Here is a 24,273-nt window from a genome sequence, read left to right on the forward strand (position 1 = left end):
GGCAAAGAACTTCTGCGACTTTCTGTGAACGCTCTGCATACTTCCAGCCAATTCGTTATGAGAGTAAAGCAGAGCTCTTGCTTCCGTTGTGGAATGCTCGCATTGACTCTCATCAACTCTTGCGGGAACCTGTTCAACGGTGCGAATCGCATCCATGACGTAGGTCTTAATTCTCGGTGGCGGCTTCACCTCAGGGACGGTGAGAGCAAGGTAGGCAGCAGTTTGTTTCAAAGAAGCAAGCTCTTGCTCGAGCGTGGCGGCATTGGCCTCATACTGCAGCGCCTGATCACGTTGAGTTTGGCTCAGCGCATTCAGGGCGAAGCCGCTGAACAGTCTACTTTTGTGCTTGCCCATGACATGGCTCCCAGCAATTCTCGTATTTCCTTCATTCTGTCTCGTGAGCCGGCTTTCACGATCACCACAGGTAGTTGGGCATGATCAGGAATCTCACAATGCGTCAAACCCCGAAATAGACCAGTTGGATCGTACCTCTTTGCGCTTCAGTCAGTTGGTAGAGAGCTTCGATCATGCGTTTGACCTCATCAGGACGTACCGCTCTTCCCTGCAATGGTTGATACCTTGCTTAAGAGGTTTCAACAGCGATTCCCAGCACAGGTTTCGGGCGCTCTGAAGTGAAGCGGATCTGTCCAACGGCAGACTGGTGGACGATCTTCAGCAGCCAAGTTAGTGCGGTAGTTCGCACAGTGGCGAAGCCATCAACATGTCGTTAATCGTCTGAAAATATTCATTGTGCGGCTTCCTGCCTTTGGACTTCATCGCTCAGTTGACGGGCGTCAAAACCGAACACCCTTGGGACAAGTCCGCCATAAGGCTGCGTAGCTGCTTCATCTCCTTGTGCGGCTTGAAGCAAGAGAGCTTCATCCGGCGCTGAACAGTCGGTGATTTCGACTGCCCAATTCGGGATCTTGGGTTCAACGACCCCATACCGTCAAGGACATTGCTCTCGTTCAGGGCAGTAGCTGCAGGTCAAATCTTGGGTAGACGGAAGCCAGGGAACGGCCCCCCAAATCGTGCATCGCCCGTCCCCTGGCTTCTTCAGCTTGATGCTGTAGTACTACTTCTTTGCCGGTGGCATCAGCACCGAATCAACGAGGTAAACGGTGGCATTGGCAGTCTGCACGCCACCGCAAATGACCTTGGCATCGTTGACCATCAAGTCATCGCCGCTGCCGCTGATCTTGACCTTGTCACCTTCAACGGTTTCCAGATCACCCTTCAACTCATCGGGAGTTATCTGGCCTGGGACCACATGGTAGGTCAGCACCTTGGTCAGCATGTCGGCATCCGACACAACAGCGTTCAGGTCTTTTTCTGAAATGGCCTTGAATGCGTCATCCACCGGTGCGAAGACGGTGAACTCATCGCCGTTGAGCGTGTCCACCAGATCCACGTCCTTGTTCAGCTCGCCCGAAACGGCCTTGGTGAGGGTGGTCAGCAACGGGTTGTTTGATGCTGCCACGGCTACCGGATCCTGGGCCATGCCAGCAACGGAGCCGTCACCTTCGGGCACTGCTTCTGCGTACGCCGCACATCCTGAACCAACAAGGTTGGCGGTTGGGTCCATGGCCGATTCGCTGGCCATTCCCGAATCCTCAGATGCTTCCGGGCTGCTAGAAGCCATGCTCGATGACGAACTTTCGCTGCTGGGAGTGGACTCGGCGCTGTTGTCCATCGAGCAGGCGCTCAATCCGAACGCGGCGACCGCGGCAATCGAGAGCAGTCCCACTGTCTTGCGCTGCATGGTTTTCATGTCGAACTCCTTACCTGGCGACCCCGTTGGGCCAGTTGGTTTTCCAAACCTCTTGGTTTGGGTTTTCACAGGGCATTCGGGGCAAAGCGCTTCGCGGATTGGAACTTATTTAAAGATTTTCTGTTCCGCACATTAGGGGGCTCATATCATGACTGATTGCTAGCGCTTAGCCGAGGCATAGAGCTCGTTGACGAAGCCGTTTGCTCTCTCAAGAAACTTACTTCGCTTGAGTTTCAAAGTCGGTGTCAGCAGTTCACTGTTTTCCCCTAAATCGGTAGAAAGCATAAGAAACTCTTTGACTTGTTCACTTCTTGCTACCCGCTTATTGGCTGAGCTGACGGAGTCGAGGACGACTTGAAACAAGAGCCCGTTTCTAATCCTGTCAATTGACCCTTCTGTGCGAGGCTGAAAAAGGGATGCGTCTGTAATCCCTTGGCTAGAGGCCCACTGTTTGACTGCTTCCGGGTCAATCAGTACGAGGCATCCCAAGAACGGCTTACCTTCTCCAACCATTACCGCGTGGGCAATCAATGGCTCAGTTTCGACGTATCCTTCCCATATGCTGGGGGATATTGTCTTCCCTCCCGCAGTTACTATGACATCTTTGATTCTTCCCTTCAGCGTGATGCGCCCAAGGTTGTCCAAGGATCCCAGGTCTCCTGTACGGAAGAAGCCATCGGTGAAAGCGTCTTCGTTATCTTCGGGATTGGTATATCCAGCAAATACGCCGATTCCTTGTGCGAGCACCTCACCGTCGTCCGATATTCGTACAGTGGTCCCAGGCATCGGAACTCCCACGGTCCCAGACTTGATCGACCCGGGCATATTTCCCGTTAGCGGCGCTGTAGTTTCTGTCAGCCCATAGCCCTCGATTACTGGCAAGCCAATACCCCTGAAAAAGAGGGAAACTTCTCTATCTAGGGTTGCAGCTCCTGATAGCAGGTACTCAAGACGACCGCCGACTACTTTTCTTAGACGCGAGTAGAAAATCCGATCAAAAATGAAATGTCTCATCCTAAGGCTAGGAGAAGCTTGCTTCGACGAACCGGTATCGTGTCCCTCAGCCATCGCGCCCCACTGCGTTGCCGTGTCGCTGGCCCACTTCCAAATACGATTCAGGCGTTTCTGATTGGCGGCCTGTGCTGCGGAGTCTTGGATCTTCTGTAGCACCCGTGGCACTACTACGAGAAATGTGGGTTTGAGGAATTCCAAAGACGGTATTACTTCTTTGGGTTCTGAGAGATGCGCGATGCGCATCCCGTTAGCCAAACAAATCAGCTGTAGACCACGAGCCAGAACGTGGGCCATGGGAAGGAAAATAATCGTATTTCCTGTCTCCTTAACCACTTCAGTGTAAGCGGCAGCAACATTGAGTACTAAGCCAACGAGGTTACCGTGCGTAATTAAAGCGCCCTTGGGTGCTGCCGTCGTTCCCGAAGTGTAGACGATAGTCGCTATCGTCTCTGACGTTGCCAACAATCGTCGTTCTTCAACAGCACCATCGGCGATAGATTTCCCTTCGTCAACAAGATCCTCAAGATCGAGATCGTTCCGGGTGTCCATTGTCCAGATTCTCGACCCGCATATTCCCGCGCCACTTAGCCCGCGCTCGAGAATCGAGGCGTGGTCGGTGCTTCCAGCAACTATAAATTTTGGGGAGCAATCGGCAAGTATGGCTGTGACCTGATCAAGCGACGAAGTTTCATAAATAGGGACCACGACCGCACCTGCAAACCATGCCGCCATATCCACCTGAGCCCATTCGTAGCGTGTAGGTGACATAATCACAAGCTTGTTTCCAGGTTGCAGCCCACTAGCGATGAGCCCCTTAGCCAATGCCTGCACTTCGAGAAAAAATTCTCGAGTAGTTATTTGCTTCCAGGGGGCAGCAACGGGACCATCAGCAGATCGAACTTCGAATGCTATATGCTCAGGCGAATTCTTCAGGCGCTCCATCAAGAGATCGGTGGCATTCCTGTGCATGTGCGAAGTGGCCAATAGCGGCGTCGCAAATTCCCTCATAGCTCGTCCTTCCGGGCAGGGTAACGGTGGATATCAAATACGGACAGGACTAGCCTGCTGTGGACTACTTCTCGGTCAGGCGTCATTCAAGGTAGGCATTGTTGGGCGCTATCATCTCAGATAGGCAGCATAAGCAGGGACGAGGCAAGGTTCGCATAGCTTGGTTTCAAGCTTGTTTAGTGCGGGGCTTGAAGCCAAGCTATGCGTTCCGTTTCGACGTAACAACTAGTCAATCGAGATTAGAACGGTTTTCGTCCAGCATTCAGAATGCTTGATTTGTTCAGTCCGGCCAATTAACAGGTCGTGAACAGTTCTGGGGACGAAAGCTGTTTCTGCGATCCTCCGCCAACAGCAAGCATCTCTTAGACGATAGCCCCGCGAAGAGATGCCATGAGAAGCGTCAAGCCGCGATTCCGTCAAAAGCTTTGGCTCACCCTGTGTCCAATAGTATTGCCCGGTCCCAGAGAATATGATGAGGCGACTCTTGGATAAAAGTATCGCAGGATCACTGGATCGTCTCTGAGGGAAATTTAACGGAGGAAACCTCATAATGAAGAGCAAGGAACGCAAGGCGCTGACCGCTATGCCTGTAGTGCTTCTGCTAGGTGTGCTGCTTGCATTGTCCGGTAGTGATGGCGGGATTACATGGGGTTCGATGCCCCTCTTCGCTCTGGCTGTACTGGCGTCCTTTATAGCCCAATGGATCGCATTCATACCTTCATTCCTAAGGCAAACAGAGAGATTCTACGACCTGACCGGAACCCTGACCTATACAGCAGTCACATTGCTCCTGCTTCTCTTAGTCCCTGAAGTTCATTCAAGATCGCTGCTACTGGCATTCATGGTCCTGGCCTGGACTCTTAGGCTGGGAATCTTCCTCTTCAGCCGTGTCACTAGGGACGGCAAAGATGATCGCTTCGACCAGATCAAACCGTCTTTTATGCGGTTTCTCAGCGCCTGGACCGTTCAGGGTCTCTGGGTCTCTTTCACTGCTGCTACTGCTTGGGCTGCTATGACCTCGGAATACTCTAGTGAATTGGACGGATTCGCACTGGTCGGACTCGTCATCTGGGCGATTGGGTTGGGTGTGGAAAGCCTAGCCGATCACCAGAAATCAATTTTCAAACGCGACCCGGAAAATCAAGGGAAATTCATCTCCTCCGGACTCTGGTCCAAATCTCGCCATCCGAACTATTTCGGAGAGATTCTGCTTTGGATTGGCGTGGCTGTTGTGGCCGCTCCGGCGTTGCAGCACTGGCAGTGGGTTGTGATGATCTCACCGGTATTCGTCGCCGTGTTGCTCATCAAGATCAGCGGAATCCCGCTGCTTGAAGCGAAAGCTGAATCAAAATGGGGAGGCCGCGCCGACTATGAAACCTACAAGGAAAACACGCCGGTGCTTATTCCTAAGTTCTGGTAGGAAACGGTTTGCTGAAATAGTTGCTGATGCTCTCTAGACTCTGGCACTTCTAGAATTTGCTCTATGTGAAGTCGTCGAGATGCAAAACGAATCTAGACCAGATAAAGCGGGCTGCGCATCGTCGACAGGCGTAGGTTGCCCTGCATCGCAGGTGACAGCGCGGGCCAACCTGGCCAGTGCGCATCTGCCAACCGGCCATGCTGGATAGTGGGTCTGATTGCCACTGCGATGCTGAGCCTCGGAAATTTATGATGCTTCCGCCACTAATGCGTCGCTGGCTGATGGAACGAGAATTGTTGACCCGTTCGCTGCGGTGCAGAAGAAAACTCAAAAGACAGATGATCCGTACTGGGATCTGTTGGAGCCAAATGACGACGGATTGATGGCGCGTCTGCGAATACCGAGTATTGACGTAAAGATCCCGGTGTATCACGGTACCGCCGAAGATGTCCTTCTGGAAGGCGCAGGTCATCTTGAAGGCACAGCCTTGCCTGTAGGTGGACAAGGAACCCACGCGGTGATGACCGGGCACCGCGGTCTACCGCAGGCAGCAATGTTCACCGATCTGGATAAAGTGACCGTAGGCGATGATATTGAAATCGATGTGTATGGCCAGACTCTGGTGTATCGCATCATCGATAGTTCCGTAGTACTCCCCACTGAAACGGCATTGCTCAGGCCGCAAGCAGGCCACGACCTGATTTCGTTGGTGAACTGCACCCCCATCGGTGTCAACTCACACCGGATTATTGTCACGGCCGAACCTGTATTGCCAACTCCTGCAGATGCTGGGCAAAGTGTCGACTCTATTGGATTCCCATGGTGGGCCCTCGGGTTGGGGCTCAGCGCAACAGGTTGCCTATGGTATGTGTTCTATACCCGTTCTCAGAAGCCGGCCGCTAGAGTTTAGAGATCTGTCCTCGTCGCAGCATGACCCCATTATCTGTGAATTTCACGGCTTCAAGAAGTCGATTCGTATGGCCCGGGTCGAAAGCTCGAGACTGGAACCCACCGTTTTTCTAATCTGTCTCACTACTAATGGCGCAAACGCGGCGCTACGCCATGGGTTACAACACATAGCTGTGAGAATCTCGGACCCTTGAGTTTCCGCGGATTTTTCACCGGGGGTGTGATTGTTAACTTCGTTTGGCGGTTTCTGCGCACCTAATATTGGCGGTTCAACTGATTCCGATCACTAGCGTGGATCGCGCAGCTTCAACAACATCATCGGTAATCGTGTCCAGCTCATTGATTTTCATGACTCGCTGCATCTGTGTGAAGAGTCGATCGATCAGCCGGAAATTACCGCGCGTGATACGGGCGATCGCCGCGACAGCTTGCGTATCGGTGAAGTCCTCCAAGTCCAGAGTTTTTCCGAGGGCACGCCACTTTCGTTGCAGAACGAAATGCAGTTCATCCTGAGCAAGCGGACGGTACTCGTGAGCAAAACCAACACGGCTATAGAGCTGAGGATATCGACTGAACTGCTTTTCGATGCCAGGCATCCCAATCAGCATCAGCGCGATATTGTTCCTGTCATACCTATCTCGTAGCACTTCTAAGGCAGTGGCGTTGAGTCGCTCCGACTCGTCGACGATGATCAGCTCAACATGCTTGTCTTGATTCATCGGGCCCGTCGTGGCACCTAAAGTATCGAGATGTTGATGGATACAGATCGAGGTCCGGGTGGTGACCAGAGAGAGTTCATCCTTGATTTGCTTAGGCGTCGTCAGAACCCCTGGGGTGAAGAAGACGGTCCGCGTTTTGGCCAGATCCTTGTAGATCTGGAGGTCACTGTCCTCCCGTCGGCCCCATTCCTCTATTAACGCCTCGGCTTTCGGGCTCCAGTTGGCATAACGTTTAGCCGATAGGGTTTTGCCAATTCCAGCTTGTCCATAGCAGACCCCGATAGTCCGCTGCCGACGCACCGCATTGGCGAACTCAGTGAAGCGGCGGTGCTCCTTCGTTGCGATAAAAGTTGTTGGTCCCATTACTCGTCCTCCGCGTAAGTGCGCAGCTTCGTTTTCTTGGTTCGGTGGACCGCCGGATCAGGCTGGGGTGCCTCCGTGGTTGGTTGCCCGGCCGGTAGAAATTCCGCGACGGTGGCGATTCGTTCATTGATTTGTCCGCGCAGCTGACGCTTTCGTGCAGAGCGTGCTTTCTGGATGTCCTTAAAGGTCATGATGGATCGTTCGTGCGTGGGATCCACAGCTTTGCAGATGTGCTGGCCACGATGAAAGACCTGAATCTCGGCAACGTCTCGCGGGTCGTAGCGAAGGATGACGGATTCTCCGACATAGGCAGCCAGCAAGGGAGATATGTAGCGTAGCCCTTGGAAGTGCACCCCATCGCGGTGGACGATTCGAGGTTTGGCGACCGTGAGCAGCAGCAGGTTCAGTTCATCGATGGATTCAGGCAGACGCGGCAACCAGCCGTTGCCCTGCCACGCTTTTTGAGGTGTTTCTTTGATCTCTTGGTGTTCACGCTGGTGGTAATTCTGCCCAATGAACTCACCTAGCGCCGTGTCCAGTTCACTAATCGATAGTCCGGGTTTGGGATTGCGTACGTTGTGCAAGTAACCCGGTAGCCGGGCCAAAAGCTCGGTATTCAACGTACCGAAGAAACGCTCAATCTTTCCTCTGCCCTGTGGCCGGGCTACTGCAGAGAAAGTGATTTCGAAGTGCAGGTCTCTGGCGGCCTGCGCCATGTGGTGGCTCGTGAAATCGGTTCCGTGGTCCACGTAGAGCACATCAGGGATTCCGCACATCGGCCAATCAGCTGTCTTTTTGGGCCAGATCGCCTCACGCAACGCCAATGCCGTATTCAAGGATGAGGGAGCACCGGTGAAGATCATGTACCCGCACAGGGCTCGCGAGTAATCATCCATGATCGTGGTGAGCCACGGGCGAACCGGCCGATGACCAGTGTCAAAAACCAGAATGTCGAGCTCGGTATGATCAGCCTGCCACACCGCGTTCGGACATTCGGCGCGGCGGCGCCAGACCAGTTCGTACTTATCGCGGTACACCGCCGCGCCTTGCTGCGCCAGTGTCATCATCCCGGGATCTATCTCGCCGACAATCGAGCGGATGGTTGAGTAGGAAACCGGTGCCCATCCCTGGTGGAGCGCCACCTTGTTAGCTTGCTGGTGGATGGCTGCCGTCGTCCTGGGCAGTTTAGCTAAGGCGAGGCCTTCGACCAGCTTCACGAAGTCGCTGGGCATCCGGCGTCCGCGTTTGCCCTGTGCCACCGGTTCCAGACCAGGCTTCCCCTGGAGCTTGAAGCTCTGGTGCCATCGCTGCAGTGTCCTCAGGCCGATATGGTGTTCCTCAGCCAAGACCGTCAGCGGCACTCCGTCTTCGACGTGTTGCCGCAGTATTTCCCAGCGTGCCGTTGCCTTGATCAGGCCGCTGTAAGAGGTTCCTGCTTTCACGGTACTGCTGCCATTCTGGTTTTGTCCCAGCGGTGCGTCCCTGCGCGGTTCGCTTCGCCGGGACATGGCCGATCACAGGCTCTTGACAGAGGCGGATTCTTGGCCCAAGTGGCGGTAGAACGTCGCGCGGCTCCAGCCAACCAGACGTGCTGCGTCTTCGGCGGTGCGTCCCCTGGCGCGGGCATCTTTGGCGATCGCGAGCTTATCGGCAATCACCACCGGGTCAGAGACCGGCCGGCCGAAACGGGTTCCGGATTGCCGGGCGGCAGCAATGCCGGCATTGACTCGTTCAACGATCAGCTCGCGCTCGTACTCGGCCAACGAGGCCAGCATGTTCAGCATCATCCGCCCGGTCGACGTGGCCGGGTCGATCCCATCGGAAATGGAGCGGACATTCACCCCGCGCTCACGCAAGAGGTTCACGGTGTTCAAAACATCGATCAGGGATCGCCCGAGCCGGTCTACTCGCCAGACCACCACGGTGTCCCCGGACTGCGCGTACTCGAGCAGTTTCTTCATCCCGGGCCGCTCAATCGCGCTCCGGCTGCCGGACGTCACATCGGCGAACACGTCGCGTTTCTGCACCCCCGCTGCAGCAAGAGCGTCGAATTGCAAGGCCGCGTCTTGGCTCGAAGTGCTCACTCGTGTGTATCCCAAATGCCTCACCTGCCCAGTGTGACTCAAAAACCCCTGTGCGGCAAGCAGGTAAGACGTTTTACGTTGGGACGAGTTTATAAGACAAATACAGCCCGCGTTTTCCAAGTATTTGATGAGACAAGTTTCTACTCTAGGTAGCGTCTCAAAAAGCTTTAGGTTTTCAAGACGCCTCGCGACCGTCAGCGGTTGGTCTGACCGCTTTCCCCTGTTGGTAGGTGCGCCACTGCGGCTGTAGTGCAGCGAACACCTGAGATTGAATCACCCGAAGTCCTCTGCTTCAGGTGGGTTTCGCTTAGGCGCAGCAGGACAGTTTGGCGATGTCGGTGGTGAAGGCCTTGGCGGCGATCCTGATGCCCTCGGCCATCGTCAGGTAGGGGCTCCAGGCGGCGGCGACCTGTGCGGTGGTCATCCCCGCTTCGAGGATGTAGACACCGGCGGCGGCCAGTTCCCCGGCGTCCCTGGCGACGGCGGAAATACCCAGGATCCGTCCGGTGCCGAGCTCGGCGACGACCTTGATGAAGCCGCGGGTGTCGCGGTTGACCACGGCTCGCGGCACGTACTCCAGGGGCAGGACCCGGCACTCGCAGCGGATCCCGGCAGCGACGGCTTCCTTCTCCGTCAAGCCGACCGACCCGATGGCGGGACTGGTGAAGGTGACCCGGGGCAGGTGCCGGTAGTCAACCTCGGCGACGGCGTCGGTGAGCGCATTGTCCACGGCCAGGGCGCCGTGGGCCGCGGCGACGTAAACGAACTCCCGGTGTCCGGCCACGTCCCCGGCAGCCCAAATGCGCGGGTTGGACGTGGCCAGGCGGGAATCAATCACGATCTCGCCCGTGGCGCCGGTCTTCACGCCGACGGCGTCAAGATTCAACCCGTCGATGACGGGGCGTCGGCCTGTGGCTACCAGGAGCCGGGATGCCCGGAACGTTTCCCTGCCGCCGGCCACGGATGCCGAGACCAGGACCCCTCCGTTGGCGTGATCGCGCTCCACAGTCTCCGCGGAGGCCCGCCGGACCACCCGGATCCCCTCGTCGGCAAAAACTTCGGCCAATGCCTTGGATGCCTCCGGTTCCTCCTGCGAGGCCAGCCGGGAACGGACCAGCATGGTCACCCGGGAACCGAGCCGGGAGAAAAGCTGCGCCATTTCCAGGGCAACATAGCCCCCGCCCATGATCAGCATTGATTCGGGGACCTCGTCCAGTTCCATCGCCGTCGTCGAGGTCAGGTACCCTGTCTCGTCCAGTCCAGGGACGGGAGGCGTCCAGGGGGCGGAGCCGGTGGCCACGAGATAGTGGTCGGCCTCGATCGTTTTTTCGGCACCGTCCGGGGAGGCGACCCGGAGTCGGGGTTCGTCCTGGGTTCCGGTGAACGAGGCCTCCCCTTCGAGCATGGTCCACCCGTGGCCGGCGGCCAGTTCAATGTACTTTTCCGTTCGCATGCTTTCCACCAGCGCGGCCTTGCTCTGGACCAGGGCCGGCATGTCCACCGGGCCCGCCGAGGCCGCCACGCCCGGGAAGCGGGCCGAGTCCAACGCCACGTGGCGGGCCTCCGCGGCGGCCAGGAGTGCTTTTGAGGGCACGCATCCGGTGTTCACGCATGTCCCGCCCACGGTGCCACGCTCCACCATCACGACGCGCTTGCCCAAGCCGGTGGCCCGGATCGCGGCCGCGAACGCGCCGCCCCCGGAACCAACAATCGCCAGATCGAACCGTTCGTTTGTCATTCCAGCTACCTCTTCCCTGTAGTGCAAAACTTCCTATGCACCATCATGAACCTTCCAGTACAGTGGAAGGTCAAGTGCGGTGACCACTGAAAGGGGAGTCAGCGAACATGAGAATCGGACAACTTGCGCAAGCGACCGGAACCACGACCAAGACCCTGCGCTTCTACGAGGATTCGGGGTTGCTTCCTCCGGCCGAGCGTCTGGCTTCCGGCTACCGGGACTACAGCGACGGTGCCGTGGGGCTGGTCGGGTTTATCCACCGCGGCCAGGCCGCCGGGCTCACCCTCGCCCAGATCCGGCAGATCCTGAAGATCCGCGAACACGGCCAGGCCCCGTGCTCGCACGTCCAAGGCCTGCTGGGGTTGCGGCTCAGGGAGCTCGATGCCCAGATCGCCGAACTGCTGGTCCTCCGGGAAAGCATTTCCCAGCTCCACGCAAAGGCGAGGGATCCGGAGCCGGACTCCTGCTCCGCCGACCAGGTCTGCCGCTACATCTGAGTGGCAGACCTGGTCGGATGGTGTCGTGGGGTGACGCCCAGCGGCACCCCGCGGGGCCATGAACGCGAAATGCCCAGGTCCCGCAGTCGGTTCACTGTCCTTCACCACGGTCACTCGGGCATCAACTCCTGCTCGACCGCCCGCGTCGCCTAACATGGGCATGGTGAAAACCCAGAACCTCATTGCACGGATGGAACACCACCAGATCGGCCTGTACCTCGTGGCCATCCTCATCGGCGGCGGCGTCGGGTTCCTTGCCCCCGGCTCGGCCGGAGCATTGGAACACTCGATCAACCCGGTCCTCGGGCTGCTGCTCTACGCAACGTTCCTGGGCATCCCGTTCGCCTCCATCGGCAAGGCCGCCAAGGACCTGCGGTTCATGGGAACCGTGCTGGTGCTGAACTTCATCGTGGTCCCCGTCGTGGTGTTCGGACTGACCCGCTTCATCGCCGGGGACCAGGCCCTGCTGCTCGGGGTGCTGCTGGTCCTGCTGACCCCCTGCATCGACTACGTCATCGTGTTCACCGGCCTGGCCGGCGGGGCCAGCGACAGGCTGCTGGCCGCCGCCCCGGTCTTGATGCTGCTCCAGATGCTGCTGCTGCCCCTCTACCTGCTGCTTTTCGTCGGCCCCGACGTGGCCTCGGCCATCGACCCCGCACCCTTCGTCGAGGCCCTCATCGTCTTGATCCTCATTCCCCTGACGGCGGCAACCCTGACACAGGCGCTGGCGCGCAAGGCCGCGGCGGGCAGGATCATCATGGACATCATGCAGGCCCTGATGGTTCCCCTGATGATGGTGACCCTGGCGGTGGTCGTCGGTTCACAAATCACCGGAGTCGGCCAGGAAGTTGGCTCGCTGCTGGCGGTGGTGCCGCTTTACGCTGCGTTCCTGTTGGTGATGGTGCCGCTGGGAATGCTGGCGGCCAGATGGGCACGTCTCGATGTCGCCGCCACGCGTGCAGTCGTATTTAGCGGCGCGACCCGCAATTCACTGGTCGTGCTCCCGCTCGCCCTCGCCTTGCCCGAACCTCTGGCCCTGGCCGCATTGGTCGTGGTCACCCAGACGCTTGTCGAGCTCATCGGCATGGTCCTCTTCGTCAGGTTTCTGCCCCGGATCATTCGGACTGAACAACACCGTCAACCAGCCTAATTTTGCCCATCCGGGCCACTGCCGCCAAACAATGCCGTGGTTTAACCGCCGCCCCAAGTTGATAGTCACAACCGTGGGATCGGGGTTCCATGAGACGTCTTGCAACCTATAGGTTGGAAGACGTCTCACCTCGAACACGCTGTCGTTATCACGGAATTTTCAAGTCAAACGGTACCCACGCAAGTCTAAATAGCAACCAAGCAGTCTAATTTGCCCGATTTTTCAGGTTGTTAATCCACCCCGTTTCAGACATCGTGAGAATTTTCGAATCCTGCGACGAACTGAAACGTTCCGGATGCCGTGCACCAGCCGTGGCTTGGTAGCATCGCTAAATTATTCACGTACTAGAAAATCTGGGTTAGGAAGAAGACTTCCACCGTCAGGGGAACCTGCCGGTGAGAGCAAGAAAGGAAATGACCTACAACACGGCACCTGCCATCCTGTAGGCCACTCACTCATTCTCGCCGGGGCGTTGACTAACTCTGTAATAGCCCCAGAGCATTTAATCCAACTCAATGCAGCGCCTATGCGTTGCCTAGATGAGCCCGGATTCAGCTGTTGCTTCGAGGTAGTCCACAAACACGGGGTCCGTCAGGTCTCCCGCACGCATGAAGGGCCCATCTTCCGGATCTTGTTCACGGCGCGGCGGGAAACCAATGACCGCGGTGAGGTACCGGTTGAGTTTGTCTCCTGCCACCCCATAGACCTTGAAGCCGGTGATGAAACTTCCTTCGCGCTCAAGCAACACCGAGACCCGTTGTCCCAAGGCATGCTGGGCCGAAAGAACCCGATATGGGAGTTCCAGCATGTCGCCATGGAAAAGCTCCTGCCAGTAGAACTCGGCGTCTTCAACGGCATCTTCATCGACAGCGACCGGCCGCCCATTTCTTAGTTTCAGGAGAACCGCGGGATTGGTGATGGTAAACAACGCATCAATCAGGTCCTCCCGCACTTCCTCATCGAATTCGAATCCATCAGGTTCCATCAAATGAACAGGAATTCCGTAGGCCTTATAGTTGTCTTCAAGGAGCGCGCGTACCTGTGTCGGAGTCACCGAGGGCAACTTTGCGGCTTCCCACCTCTTCATCAATTCTCGTGGATCTATGGGAGTCACGGTCATTTGATCAGCTCCATCTTTTTCCTCCATCAGCATGCCTGGCCGGCAACACCGTAGAAGGCGTGTGATCCAGGACTGCGTCCTGATGGGTGGTAGTGACAATACTTCTTGGAGGAATTGGTCTTGTCTTTTTCAGGGCCAACCGGTGTTTTGCTTCTCACGCTATAAGCCACAGACCTTGCCCCGGCTTTGGTAGTTGACCATACATCACCGCTGGCTCGAGCACGCGACACGGCCTCGTTCTTCGACATTCCGTCACCAATGAGCAAGCCGTTTGTGCGGCGTACAACTTTGTAATGAGCAGGCGGATTCTTTTTCTTGCGAATAGCCTCCCTGATACCTGCAATCGCTTTGTCGGCTGCTATATAAGTTACACCAGCGATCACAACTACGGCCGAGGCAAGGAATAGAGCCTTAAAAATTGCTCCCAGTGAAGGAACTAGGATCAATGCCAGAGGAATTACCGAGTAGTCTGCTTGATCAGATCGATATTCTGATTTTTCGCCGGTATCAGGGTTTGTAACCGTAAACCAGATGAGCTCTTCATCAACCTGGAGTACATCTACCTGATAGGTTCCACTAACGATGTCCTCGCTTTCGCTTTCGACCGTGAATTCTGCGGTACCTGAATCATTGTCCAAGACGAGAGACTGTGAAATTTCTTCACCAGAATCTAGTTCGGTGGTTGTTTCAACTGAAACTTCTTCGCTGTCGATCTCGGCTTCAAGGAGTTCAAGACCTTCTTCGGAGAGTGATTCCTCAAGCGCATCCTCAGAATAAACAACGGTTTGTGTTTCTGAGGTCATTGCAGGGTCAGTAACTTCTCCACCGTGTGGCATCAGACCAAGAACGAGGCTTGGTACAAGGACAAGCCAGACTAGTACTTTCATTTTTATTCGATCCTTCTATTTTGTTGTATAAGTTCTGCTATTCCTTCGGATGGAGTTTTTCCCGCAAGAATCCCTTTAAGGATCTGATTGGCAGCAATAGCAGTCGCCACAGAGGTGCCGCTGCTACTATCGATGTCTCCAGACGATGTGACGTATGGAATGTTCTCGCCGGACAAAAAGACATCGACGTTTTTCTGCGCGCTGAAAGATGCCGGTTTTTGACTACTGTCCAGTGCGCCGATCGAAAGTACTCCGTCGAATCTGGCAGGGAATCCCGGAGACATACCCGGTCTGTTTCCCGATGCAGCGAGGATGGGTGCCCCCGTATCAACCAATTCCTGAATTGCGTCTTCAAGACTCCGGCTCGAGGTCCCAGATGTCAACGCGATAACCGTGAGATCGACGCTGGAATCTGATAACGAGGTGATGGCCTCGGTCAGTTCTCTACTACTAGCGGAAACTTCACCGGAAAGCTGCACGTGCCTAATCCGCACTCTGGAACTCCAATCAGGGCACGTTTCCGCGGTCAATTCGAGAAGGTGCGAAAGTGTGACTTCCGCGTGATGAACTGCGGTCCCAGAATTGACGACAGGTTCGTTGCTTATGCTCTGATGCTCAATATTGAAGCATTCATAGGCTGTCCCGTCAGGCAGGTGTGAGTCGATGACTGCGATTTCGATGAGATTGTCGGATCTGCTGGAGCTCGCACAGGAACAGATCAAGAGGGCCGAGGCGATAACCCATATCACTGTTAGGAGTAGGCTCTTCAATGTTAGTCCGATCACGAATATTGATGTTGTCACGCAAGGTTTACCACAACGATTGACTAAGAGTGAGAACTAGAAGTATTTAATCTGCTTTATTTTCACTTTATTACCTGATATAGATTTCGTGAATCTGTGTCACCAAGAATCATGGTTGTGCTGCATTACTCGAAATTCATCCTTATATCAGGTTCACCAGAATCGTCACTAGAACCCACGAGGCCCTGCCTTGATAAGGGAGGGAAACACCAACGGATAGGTCAGACCACCAGACCCACACCTGTTGGCGGCAAGCAAGCGAGGTACACGCCCATCCTTCTGAATGTATCAATACTCGTAGAATGGATGATGTATCGACGCATAGTTTAAGGCACTGAGTTTTACGACGAAACGCACCTCTAACCCTGCTGAGTTTTCAGCCGTCAGAAATTTTCACCATAATTGTCTTTTCAGTATTTCAAAAACGACCGATTTTGGGCGGTGCCACTAGTACATCAAGTGCTGTACAGTACATCGTATGATGAACATTGAATCACGGATCGATGCGATGAACCGGCTTGGCCGCGCCATGGCCGACCCCACCCGGTCACGCATCCTCCTGTCCTTGCTGCACGAACCCGGATACCCAGCGGAACTTGCCCAGGCCCTAGGACTGAGCCGCGCCAACGTTTCCAACCATTTGACCTGCCTGCGCGGCTGCGGAATTGTCGTGGCGAAAATGGAAGGCCGCAAAACCCGGTACGAAATCACCGATCCTCACCTCACCACCGCCCTGAGCGCCCTGGTTGACGTGACGTTGGCCGTCGATGATCAAGTACCTTGCCTGGACTCTTCCTGCCCTGACTGCGCCACCAGCGCCGATCGAGAACACGAGGAGCAAGCATGAGTTCCGCCTGCGGTTGCGATTCACCGGAACCCACCGAAGAATTCGAAGAGGAACTGCCCTGGTGGCGGGATTGGCACGTGCTCGTTCCCATAGCCTCAGGCGTTTTCTTCCTCGCTGGGCTCGTCCTTGAATGGAGCACCCACGGCGAAAGCGCCGCCATCGTGGCCTTGGTGCTGTTTTGGATCGGCCTGCTGCTGGGCGCTTTTACCTTTGTGCCCGGCGCCCTGCGAAACCTGTTCACGAAACGGAAACTCGGCATTGGGCTGCTGATGACCATCAGCGCCACCGGTGCGGTCATCCTCGGATATATCGAAGAAGCTGCAGCCCTGGCATTCCTGTATTCCATTGCCGAAGCCCTGGAAGACAAAGCCATGGACAGGGCACGCTCGGGCCTGCGCTCTTTGTTGAAGCTCGTCCCGGAAACGGCCACCGTCATCCGTGACGACGCACCGGTCGTGGTCAGTGCAGCAGAGATCAAGATTGGCGATGCCCTGCGCGTGAAGCCTGGTGAACGCTTGGCAACCGATGGCGTGGTCAGCCAAGGATCAAGCAGCTTGGACACCTCCGCTATCACGGGGGAATCAATTCCCGTGGAAGTAACCGTAGGCGACCAGGTTGCTGCTGGTTCCATCAATTCATCCGGCGCGCTAGTAGTCACTGCAACGGCAAACGGCACGGACAACTCCCTGACCACGTTGGTGAGCCTGGTCGAGCAAGCCCAGTCGGAACGTGGCGAACGGGCACGGCTCGCTGACCGCATTGCCCGCCCGCTGGTTCCCGGTGTCATCGTCCTGGCCGTACTGGTTGCTGTGCTTGGAGCGATCTTCGGCGATCCCGAAACCTGGATCACCCGCGCACTGATCGTGCTGGTCGCAGCCTCGCCTTGCGCGATGGCCATCGCCGTTCCTGTCACCGTTGTTTCCGCCATCGGAGCTGCCAGCAAGTTCGGTGTCATCATCAAAAGCGGAGCAGCCTTCGAACGGCTTGGTTCCCTGCGCCGCATCGCGGTAGATAAAACTGGAACACTCACACGCAATCAGCCAGTGGTCACGCAAGTCCAGACCGTTGATGATGCGACTCGCGAAGAGGTGCTCGCCGTTGCTGCCGCCCTGGAACAGCACAGCACCCACCCTCTAGCTACGGCCATCACCGCAGCAGTACCCGCGATACCGGAGGCAGCGGCGGTTAACGAAGAGCCAGGACACGGCATTACCGGCGTCCTGGATGGTGTTCAGGTCGGGGTCGGCAGTCCTCGATGGATTGCCCCAGGATCGCTTGCTTCCGCTGTTGAATCCATGGAGGCCTCCGGGCAAACCTGCGTCATGGTCACCCGTGCAGAGCAGGTCATTGGCGTGATCGGCGTGCGCGATGAACTACGCCCTGAAGCGGCCGAGGCAATTCGAGACCTGCATAACCAGGGAATCGACGTGGTGATGCTCACCGGCGATAACTCCCGTACTGCCCACGCGCTGGCTTCAATCGCCGGTATAGACACCGTTCATGCCGAACTGCGACCTGAAGACAAGGCCCGTGAAATCGCTTCGTCGGTGCAGCAGGTTCCTACAGGGATGATCGGTGACGGGATCAACGATGCCCCTGCCTTGGCTAGCGCTACCGTGGGGATTGCGATGGGCGCTACCGGTGCCGATGCCGCCATAGAATCAGCCGACGTAGCCTTCACCGGCCATGACTTGAGACTGATCCCGCAAGCCTTGTCCCATGCGCGACGGGGCCGAGCGATCATGAATCAGAACATCATCTTGTCAATGGCGATCATCGTTGTCCTGCTGCCCTTGGCTATTACCGGAGTGCTTGGATTAGCTGCGGTAGTGCTGGTACACGAGGTGGCAGAAGTCATCGTGATTGCCAACGGCCTTCGTGCTGCCCGCGTCCACCGCAAGCAGCTCACACAGCAATCTGGCAACGACCTGCATTAGCGCTGGTTTCGTTGCTGTTGAAGGCGGGGCACTATTTCCACCAGGAAATTAGCACCCTGCCTTCAACCATTTAGAACCAAAGTGAATCGTGCTAAGCGATGCGCCATTTTTACTGGTAATAAACCGCCAATTGAAACTAACAGTCACAGAGCGTGCGTCTGAATCATTGATTCATGTCTTTGCCCTTTGTCTCAGGAAGGGATCGGACGACAGCCGCACTAGTGAATAGAAGCGCCACGGCGTAGAGATTGAACATCCAGGGCTGCCCCACGGCTTCGCTGAACAGCGTTTGTAGATACGGGGCAGTGCCACCAAAGACTGCAACGCACAAGGCATAGGGCACGGCGACTCCAACAGTGCGGATGTGAGGGGGGAACATCTCTGCATACACTGCCGGGGTGATGGAAGTGATAGCGGCCACGAAGATAAGCATCACCGACATTGATACTCCAAGTTGCCATGCCGCGTCCCGAATAAACCACGTCATGGGGAAGTGCAGAGCCGCTGCTCCCAGGAGGCCGATCAACATCACCGGCTTTCGTCCAATCCGGTCGCTCAATCTTCCCCACAGGGGGAGGGCAGCGATGAAAACAATGTTCGCCAGTGTCGCAGCCAAGAGGGCCGGTCCAGAAGCGATATTGAGACTGGTAATGGCGTGTGCGGGAGCATTAACAGACCACACGTAGAAGATGATGGTTGCACCCACAGTCATGCCGACAACCTGGAAAGCTTGCTTGCGGTGTTCGACAATCGAGGTCCAGAGCGATGGTTTAGCGACGGCGTCAACATGCTTGTTGCGAATGCCTTCGAAAGCTTCGGTTTCGGACATGCGCGCTCGCATGAAGAGGCCGTAGAGGCCGAATACTGCGCCGATGAAGAATGGAATGCGCCAGCCGAAGGTGGCCATTTGATCTACGGTAAGAAGCCCCGTGAGAAGGGACCCCAAGAGCGTTCCGAAGATGACTCCGACCGTGGCAGCGATGTAGATAATGGATGACCATAGGCCGCGACGTTCACGCGGGGCAACTTCGGCCAGATAGGTCTGGGCAGAGGGAAGTTCCCCACCGTGTGCGAGGCCTTGGAGGAGCCGGGCGACCAGAAGCAGAATTGGGGCGAGAACGCCGACCGCCGCGTAGGTCGGTGTGAGACTGATTGCCAGGCTGCCTAAGGCAGCGAGTCCGACTGCGATTGTCATGGAAGGCTTGCGTCCGATCCTGTCGCTAACCCATCCGAAGATGAGGCCGCCAAATGGACGGGCGACGAATCCCACGGCAAAGATGGCGAGGGTCGCAAGAATGGCCGAGGTCGGATCGTTGGGGTTGAAGATCTGTGTGGCGAAGAACGGGGCGAAAATCGCGTAAACGGCCCAATCATAGTATTCAACGCATAGGCCAACGCCGGTGGTGAGGGCCGAACGGCGTGGGGATTGGGATGGCGGTTGCGGTCGTCCTGTGCGGATGTTGGAGGAGGCCTTCATAGTCATATCTAGCTCCAGGGTGGTTCGTAGGGAAGAGGGAATAATTGTCGGGGATCAGATCGGTCAGTAGTTGCTGGACGATGTTGATCGAGTCCACGGGAACCCGATCGTTGACGTCGTAAAAGGGATCGGAAGCCGAATTTCGCTGAAATTTTCAGCGGATTACACTTCACTCGTTGCTGCCGATTGCCCCTCTAGGTACGGGAGTGCAGGGCCTGCTGGGTCATACGCAGCATCTCATCTGTAAGGATCGATTGGGAGATCGCGAAGTTCAGTCTCGCGTGTACAGCGCCACTGTCTCAGTCCAGGAAGTCGGTAGTCAGGATGGCAGACACAATGTGCGTGAGTTTTCTGCGGTGAGTTTGCTCATGTGTGCGCCAAATTCTTGGCCAGCGCGTAAATACGCCTCTGGTTCCCTTGTGTGGATTGATTTGGGGCGAATGACCCCAACTGGCACCCAAAGTGATTTTAGTCACTGTTGAATAAATGGAACACTACACAAAAACGGAACAACATTCCACAATTTTTAAATAAATAGGCACATTTCGTCCTAATGCTTGCGTTTGAAGCGTAAAGGGTTCTTATAATGGAGCAGTGTTCCGACTGATGGCCAATATGTATTGGCTTCCGAGAATTTTCATATTTCTGATATGTATCCGAGGGCTGATGATTGCCAGTTGATGCATGCGGATCAAAATCAATAAGGGAGCCAGTATGTGCCTCGTAGAAACCCAGTTAGATATCGTCAACAGGGTCGAAGCCGATGTCCCGCGAAAGACTTTCGAAGCGGTGACAGGCGACCGAAATCTTGGAAAGTTCACGTTTAAAGCTCATGGCACTTGCGCTGATGGTGTAAGTCTCGCATCTGAGACCGGAACCACCGCGCAGGGCGGTGTTCGTGATGAATCACGAGTCAATAAATTTTCGTTGAAGGGCGACGAGTCAGCGGCTCTCGTGGGCGTGGATATTGCAGCTTCCCTGTCGAGTACGTCCTGCAGGGACTTGCCGCCTGCTGCGTTGCAACCGTTGCCATCAAGGCTGCAGATGCTGGAATCACCCTTCGTACATCATCTAAATCTGCGATTCAACCGCTAAATTATGCTACCAAGCTCATGTCTAAGCGGCGTTGGGATTGCTTCCGAGCAATCGTATGAGCGAGGTTTTTCGTGGAGTTCCGAACGGTTTGTCCGGCCCGGGGTGCATTTCTGCGAATAGTTCGAAGAGCCGCCTACGCGCGTTCTCCTCCACCGCAGCGCCTCTGCGACGTCGTGCACCTCAACTAGTACAAAAACGTCTAAATTCCATCCGTATCCAGGACGGAGTTGTTCCCAGAAATTGACTCGATAGCAGGGTGAATCCTCTGACTCGTGTGGTTCGGCCTGGACTGTTTCCATGGTGTTCATGGCCCCAATATACAAACGTGCATTGGGGCACTCCGGTGAAGCTTTGACGTCTGCGCGGCATTCAACCGTCGGAGCTGATAGATGGCGTCCAAGTTATTTTCCTCAGGGCAGGATGTCTGTGGTGCTAAACAATGCCGTGATTTAACCACCAAATAAAGGTCGCTGTCATGGATTCGGGTAATCCCGTAATGAGTGTGTCGAAGGCATACGTTATGAGTCCCCTTGCACCAGAGCTGCACCACCAGGGTTGGAATATTTTTACACGATGTAGAAATGTAGCACCCGGTCTGGAATACTTGGAACCGTGCGCAAATCTTCCCGCTCAACACGTGCTCTCAGAGGCACCGCCGCCGCGCTCTTCGCGACGTTCGTTTCTCTGACCTCACACGTGCTCGCGGGAGGAGCTGTACCGGAAGTCCTGAATGTCGCATTACCTTTATCGCTTTCGGTCCTCGTATGCATGTTGCTTAGCGGCAAAAGGTTCACGCTCAAGCGACTTGCTGGCATGGTGGGGTTCAGTCAGGTGATCTTCCATCTTCTGTTCTCGATGGGCGCCGAGGACTCCTCGATATCGACCGCTGAGCAGGCCCTGCATGCGCATCATGGAATGTCCATGACCGTCGATGTAGCCACTTCAACTAACGTTGCCGCCATGAGCCATGGCGATAACACTATGCTCTTGGCCCATCTTATGGCGGGCCTAGCTACAGTTCTCGTCCTGCACCGCAGTGAGCAACTATTCATTGTGGCCTCTGACATCGTTGATTTGTTCACCTGGAAACTGCTGTGGCGGATTATTAAATTCGTCTATCAGCCGGTTCTGCCACAGTCAGTTCCTACCGAGCTACGCGAAATCCCTGCATACACAGTGGCCGTATATGCCACCTCTATTGTTCGCAGAGGACCACCGGCACTAACAACGGTGTAAGGTCACCCTTGCATACGACACACGGTCTGAGACCCGTTCCGCTCCCCCTTTCTAGTGAACCGGCGGGTTGTTTTTCATGACCGTCAATGGATGATTTGCTGATTCTTCTCCTCTAGCGCAGCCTCGATAGGTACTTGGTCGCAACGATTCTCGCTCTAGCCACCAGCGATATGAGCTGGTATTTCTAGAGACTCCCGGATCAGCCGATGGTCGTATGCCGAAGGCTCTTACATCGCACTTTTACACGGCCTTTTGATCAAGGCCACTCTTGTACTTTGCTGTGCCCAGCGCCAGATGCCTTAACAACCTGTGGGCATCTCCCTGGTTTGCAACTGCGCAGCACCACTGCTTTGAAGCATCAACTGGCGCTTCCCTCATTTTCTTAGGAACAACCGTGAAAACCTCTTTTGCCCTGCGCACCATTGCCCTGTCCTCTGCCGTATTGATCGCCTTGGCAGGTTGTGCTGCCAATCCCGCTGAAAACAGCAGCTCCACCCCGGCCGGTGCCTCCATCACAATGACCGATCCGTGGGTGAAAGCTGCCAACGAAGGAATGTCCGCAGGATTCGGCACCATCAAAAACACAGGAGAACAAGATGTTACTGTCACCTCGGTGACCAGTCCCGCCTCCACTGATCTGGAACTACACGAAACATTGGCTAACGAATCCGGAGCCATGGTGATGCGTGAAAAGACTGGTGGTTTCACCATCCCCGCCCACAGCGAATTACACCTGGAGCCAGGAGGGAATCACATCATGCTCATGGATCTGACCGAACCACTGCAACCAGGCAGTGAGGTGCGTATGACCCTGAAATTCTCTGATGAGACCACCTTTGATATCACCGCGCCGGTGAAGGACTTCGCAGGAGCAAATGAAAACTATGAAGGCTCCGAGCACGAGGGCATGGAGCATAACGAGATGAAGATGGATGACTCGGCTTCGGAAAGCGCTCACGATCACTAATGCCCTATGCAAAGACATCCACTACGACACGCCCTAGCCGGCGAGGGGTACTGTTCGGCGGGGCCGCCGCGGGCCTGGGGGCGATTGCTGCTCTCGGGGTCGATTCGCTGACCAGCACTGCTGCGCCGGCTGGTGCTTCGGAGCCATTGCACGGCTACAGCATGATTCCCTTCTACGGTGCCCATCAGGCAGGGATCACCACCGAGCCTCAGACCCATGCAACCTACATCGCATTGAACTTGCGAGATGCTCTTGACCGTGAATCCTTAGGCCGTCTGTTGCGCTTGCTCAGCGACGATGCGGCAAGGCTGACTCAAGGTCAGCCGGCCCTAGCGGACACTGAGCCTGAACTGGGCGTGGTTCCCGCACGCTTGACCGTGACCTTTGGATTCGGGCCGAAGCTCGTGGAACTTGCTGGGTCTTCGGGCGCAGAGATCCAGCCACTACCGAAGTTCACCATCGATCAGCTTGAGGAGCATTGGAACGGCGGAGACCTGGTGCTGCATATCGCTTCCGATGATCCTCTGACCGTTGCTCATGCTCAGCGGATGCTGCTCAAGGATGCTCGCCGGTTTGCCTCGGTGAAATGGGTGCAAACCGGGTTCCGCCGCTCCCGGGGATCCGAAGCCAGTGGCACCACAATGCGCAATCTGTTCGGGCAAGTCGATGGAACCGTCAACCCTCAACCCGGGACTGAGGATTTCAATGCTCTGGTGTGGAACGCGGATGGGAGTACCACCATGGTGATTCGACGTATCCGCATGGACGTTGATACATGGGATGAGCTGGACCGTTCCGGCCGGGAGTTCAGTATCGGGCGTACCTTGGCTAACGGGGCGCCAACCACTGGAACCGCAGAACATGATGAGCCAGATTTCGCGGCGACGAATGAGTTGGGACTGACCGTTATCGCCGCTCATTCGCATATTCGACGAGCCCGCTCGGAGAACACCGATGAAAGGATTTTCCGGCGCGGATACAACTACGACGACTTACCGGGCGGGAACGAAATCTCCAATTCCGGGCTGATCTTCGTGTCCTACCAAAAGAGCGTGGCTAAGCAATTTACCCCGATGCAACAACGCTTAGCGGACCTTGACGCGCTGAACCAATGGACCACGCCCATTGGATCTGCTGTCTTCCTGGTCCCGCCGGGATGCGCTGAGGGAGGCTTCATCGGTGAAACACTTTTCTCGTCCTAGCTACCGCCACCTGCATTCTTCATGCTCTT

The 24,273-nt window shown here is 56.0% G+C and carries 21 protein-coding genes; 11 read left to right on the top strand and 10 right to left on the bottom strand.

Translation table 11 applies throughout. The features are described 5' to 3' along the window. Positions 1 to 102 precede the first annotated feature (102 nt). The gene (locus tag ACIOU9_RS09965; RefSeq protein ID WP_402696806.1) at positions 103 to 438 is read left to right on the top strand and encodes a hypothetical protein; all 336 of its coding nucleotides are present in this window, start codon (positions 103 to 105) and stop codon (positions 436 to 438) included. A 637-nt stretch (positions 439 to 1,075) separates the two neighbouring features. On the opposite strand, the gene ACIOU9_RS09970 is transcribed toward ACIOU9_RS09965, so the two are convergent. After that, positions 1,076 to 1,771: a fasciclin domain-containing protein gene (locus ACIOU9_RS09970; RefSeq protein WP_133835011.1), complete on the bottom strand. Its 696-nt coding sequence runs from the start codon at positions 1,769 to 1,771 to the stop codon at positions 1,076 to 1,078. A gap of 159 nt (positions 1,772 to 1,930) precedes the next feature. Further along, the gene (locus tag ACIOU9_RS09975) at positions 1,931 to 3,793 is read right to left on the bottom strand and encodes a long-chain fatty acid--CoA ligase (RefSeq protein ID WP_133835012.1); all 1,863 of its coding nucleotides are present in this window, start codon (positions 3,791 to 3,793) and stop codon (positions 1,931 to 1,933) included. A gap of 550 nt (positions 3,794 to 4,343) precedes the next feature. Between ACIOU9_RS09975 and ACIOU9_RS09980 the strand changes: the two genes are divergently transcribed. Both ACIOU9_RS09980 and ACIOU9_RS09985 read left to right on the top strand, forming a co-directional pair. Then, positions 4,344 to 5,213 carry a DUF1295 domain-containing protein gene (locus ACIOU9_RS09980; RefSeq protein ID WP_402696808.1) on the top strand — a complete coding sequence of 290 codons (870 nt, stop codon included), beginning with the start codon at positions 4,344 to 4,346 and terminating at the stop codon, positions 5,211 to 5,213. Positions 5,214 to 5,457: 244 nt separating this feature from the next. After that, positions 5,458 to 6,123 (top strand): class C sortase, encoded by a 666-nt coding sequence (locus tag ACIOU9_RS09985; protein WP_402696959.1) that lies wholly within the window; start codon positions 5,458 to 5,460, stop codon positions 6,121 to 6,123. Positions 6,124 to 6,391: 268 nt separating this feature from the next. Here ACIOU9_RS09985 and ACIOU9_RS09990 read toward each other — a convergent pair whose 3' ends face one another. From ACIOU9_RS09990 to merA, 4 genes are all read right to left on the bottom strand, one after another. After that, positions 6,392 to 7,204 (bottom strand): AAA family ATPase, encoded by an 813-nt coding sequence (locus ACIOU9_RS09990; protein ID WP_105553695.1) that lies wholly within the window; start codon positions 7,202 to 7,204, stop codon positions 6,392 to 6,394. Next, the gene (locus ACIOU9_RS09995) at positions 7,204 to 8,646 is read right to left on the bottom strand and encodes a Mu transposase C-terminal domain-containing protein (protein ID WP_402696810.1); all 1,443 of its coding nucleotides are present in this window, start codon (positions 8,644 to 8,646) and stop codon (positions 7,204 to 7,206) included. Before ACIOU9_RS09995 ends, ACIOU9_RS09990 begins: the two co-directional genes overlap by 1 nt. A gap of 72 nt (positions 8,647 to 8,718) precedes the next feature. Beyond that, positions 8,719 to 9,312 (bottom strand): recombinase family protein, encoded by a 594-nt coding sequence (locus tag ACIOU9_RS10000; RefSeq protein WP_402696812.1) that lies wholly within the window; start codon positions 9,310 to 9,312, stop codon positions 8,719 to 8,721. Positions 9,313 to 9,595: 283 nt separating this feature from the next. Beyond that, complete coding sequence (merA, locus tag ACIOU9_RS10005; protein WP_133835016.1) at positions 9,596 to 11,026, bottom strand: mercury(II) reductase; 1,431 nt, start codon at positions 11,024 to 11,026, stop codon at positions 9,596 to 9,598. Positions 11,027 to 11,133: 107 nt separating this feature from the next. Between merA and ACIOU9_RS10010 the strand changes: the two genes are divergently transcribed. Further along, the gene (locus ACIOU9_RS10010) at positions 11,134 to 11,523 is read left to right on the top strand and encodes a heavy metal-responsive transcriptional regulator (protein WP_133835017.1); all 390 of its coding nucleotides are present in this window, start codon (positions 11,134 to 11,136) and stop codon (positions 11,521 to 11,523) included. A gap of 154 nt (positions 11,524 to 11,677) precedes the next feature. Next, a complete protein-coding gene (locus ACIOU9_RS10015; RefSeq protein ID WP_402696815.1) occupies positions 11,678 to 12,673 on the top strand; it encodes an arsenic resistance protein in 996 nt (331 codons plus the stop codon). 535 nt (positions 12,674 to 13,208) lie between these two features. Here ACIOU9_RS10015 and ACIOU9_RS10020 read toward each other — a convergent pair. The 3 genes from ACIOU9_RS10020 to ACIOU9_RS10030 are packed head-to-tail and all read right to left on the bottom strand — an operon-like array spanning position 13,209 to position 15,159. Further along, on the bottom strand, positions 13,209 to 13,820 hold the full coding sequence (locus ACIOU9_RS10020; protein ID WP_402696816.1) for a hypothetical protein: 612 nt from the start codon (positions 13,818 to 13,820) through the stop codon (positions 13,209 to 13,211). Next, entirely contained in the window at positions 13,820 to 14,680 is an 861-nt protein-coding gene (locus ACIOU9_RS10025; protein WP_133835020.1) for a hypothetical protein, read from the bottom strand. Before ACIOU9_RS10025 ends, ACIOU9_RS10020 begins: the two co-directional genes overlap by 1 nt. A 2-nt stretch (positions 14,681 to 14,682) precedes the next feature. Then, positions 14,683 to 15,159 carry a S8 family serine peptidase gene (locus ACIOU9_RS10030; RefSeq protein ID WP_402696818.1) on the bottom strand — a complete coding sequence of 159 codons (477 nt, stop codon included), beginning with the start codon at positions 15,157 to 15,159 and terminating at the stop codon, positions 14,683 to 14,685. Positions 15,160 to 15,961: 802 nt separating this feature from the next. On the opposite strand from ACIOU9_RS10030, the gene ACIOU9_RS10035 reads away from it, so the two are divergent. Further along, entirely contained in the window at positions 15,962 to 16,330 is a 369-nt protein-coding gene (locus ACIOU9_RS10035) for a helix-turn-helix transcriptional regulator (protein WP_013350243.1), read from the top strand. Next, entirely contained in the window at positions 16,327 to 18,267 is a 1,941-nt protein-coding gene (locus ACIOU9_RS10040) for a heavy metal translocating P-type ATPase (RefSeq protein WP_402696819.1), read from the top strand. The genes ACIOU9_RS10035 and ACIOU9_RS10040 overlap by 4 nt, the downstream gene beginning before the upstream one ends. Before the next feature lie 163 nt (positions 18,268 to 18,430). On the opposite strand, the gene ACIOU9_RS10045 is transcribed toward ACIOU9_RS10040, so the two are convergent. Next, positions 18,431 to 19,750, bottom strand: coding sequence for an MFS transporter (locus tag ACIOU9_RS10045; protein WP_402696820.1), 1,320 nt, complete (start codon positions 19,748 to 19,750; stop codon positions 18,431 to 18,433). A gap of 708 nt (positions 19,751 to 20,458) precedes the next feature. Between ACIOU9_RS10045 and ACIOU9_RS10050 the strand changes: the two genes are divergently transcribed. The 4 genes from ACIOU9_RS10050 (at position 20,459) to ACIOU9_RS10065 (ending at position 24,244) form a co-directional block, all read left to right on the top strand. Then, the gene (locus tag ACIOU9_RS10050) at positions 20,459 to 20,839 is read left to right on the top strand and encodes a hypothetical protein (protein ID WP_166650874.1); all 381 of its coding nucleotides are present in this window, start codon (positions 20,459 to 20,461) and stop codon (positions 20,837 to 20,839) included. 612 nt (positions 20,840 to 21,451) lie between these two features. Next, positions 21,452 to 22,075 carry a hypothetical protein gene (locus tag ACIOU9_RS10055; protein WP_133835025.1) on the top strand — a complete coding sequence of 208 codons (624 nt, stop codon included), beginning with the start codon at positions 21,452 to 21,454 and terminating at the stop codon, positions 22,073 to 22,075. A 394-nt stretch (positions 22,076 to 22,469) separates the two neighbouring features. Beyond that, entirely contained in the window at positions 22,470 to 23,042 is a 573-nt protein-coding gene (locus tag ACIOU9_RS10060) for a copper chaperone PCu(A)C (protein WP_133835026.1), read from the top strand. After that, positions 23,042 to 24,244, top strand: a complete 1,203-nt coding sequence (locus ACIOU9_RS10065) for a Dyp-type peroxidase (RefSeq protein ID WP_402696821.1) — start codon at positions 23,042 to 23,044, stop codon at positions 24,242 to 24,244. Before ACIOU9_RS10060 ends, ACIOU9_RS10065 begins: the two co-directional genes overlap by 1 nt. The last annotated feature ends 29 nt before the right edge of the window (positions 24,245 to 24,273 follow it).

Origin of the sequence: Glutamicibacter sp. NPDC087583, from assembly GCF_044743685.1 — a bacterium.
Lineage (GTDB): Bacteria > Actinomycetota > Actinomycetes > Actinomycetales > Micrococcaceae > Glutamicibacter.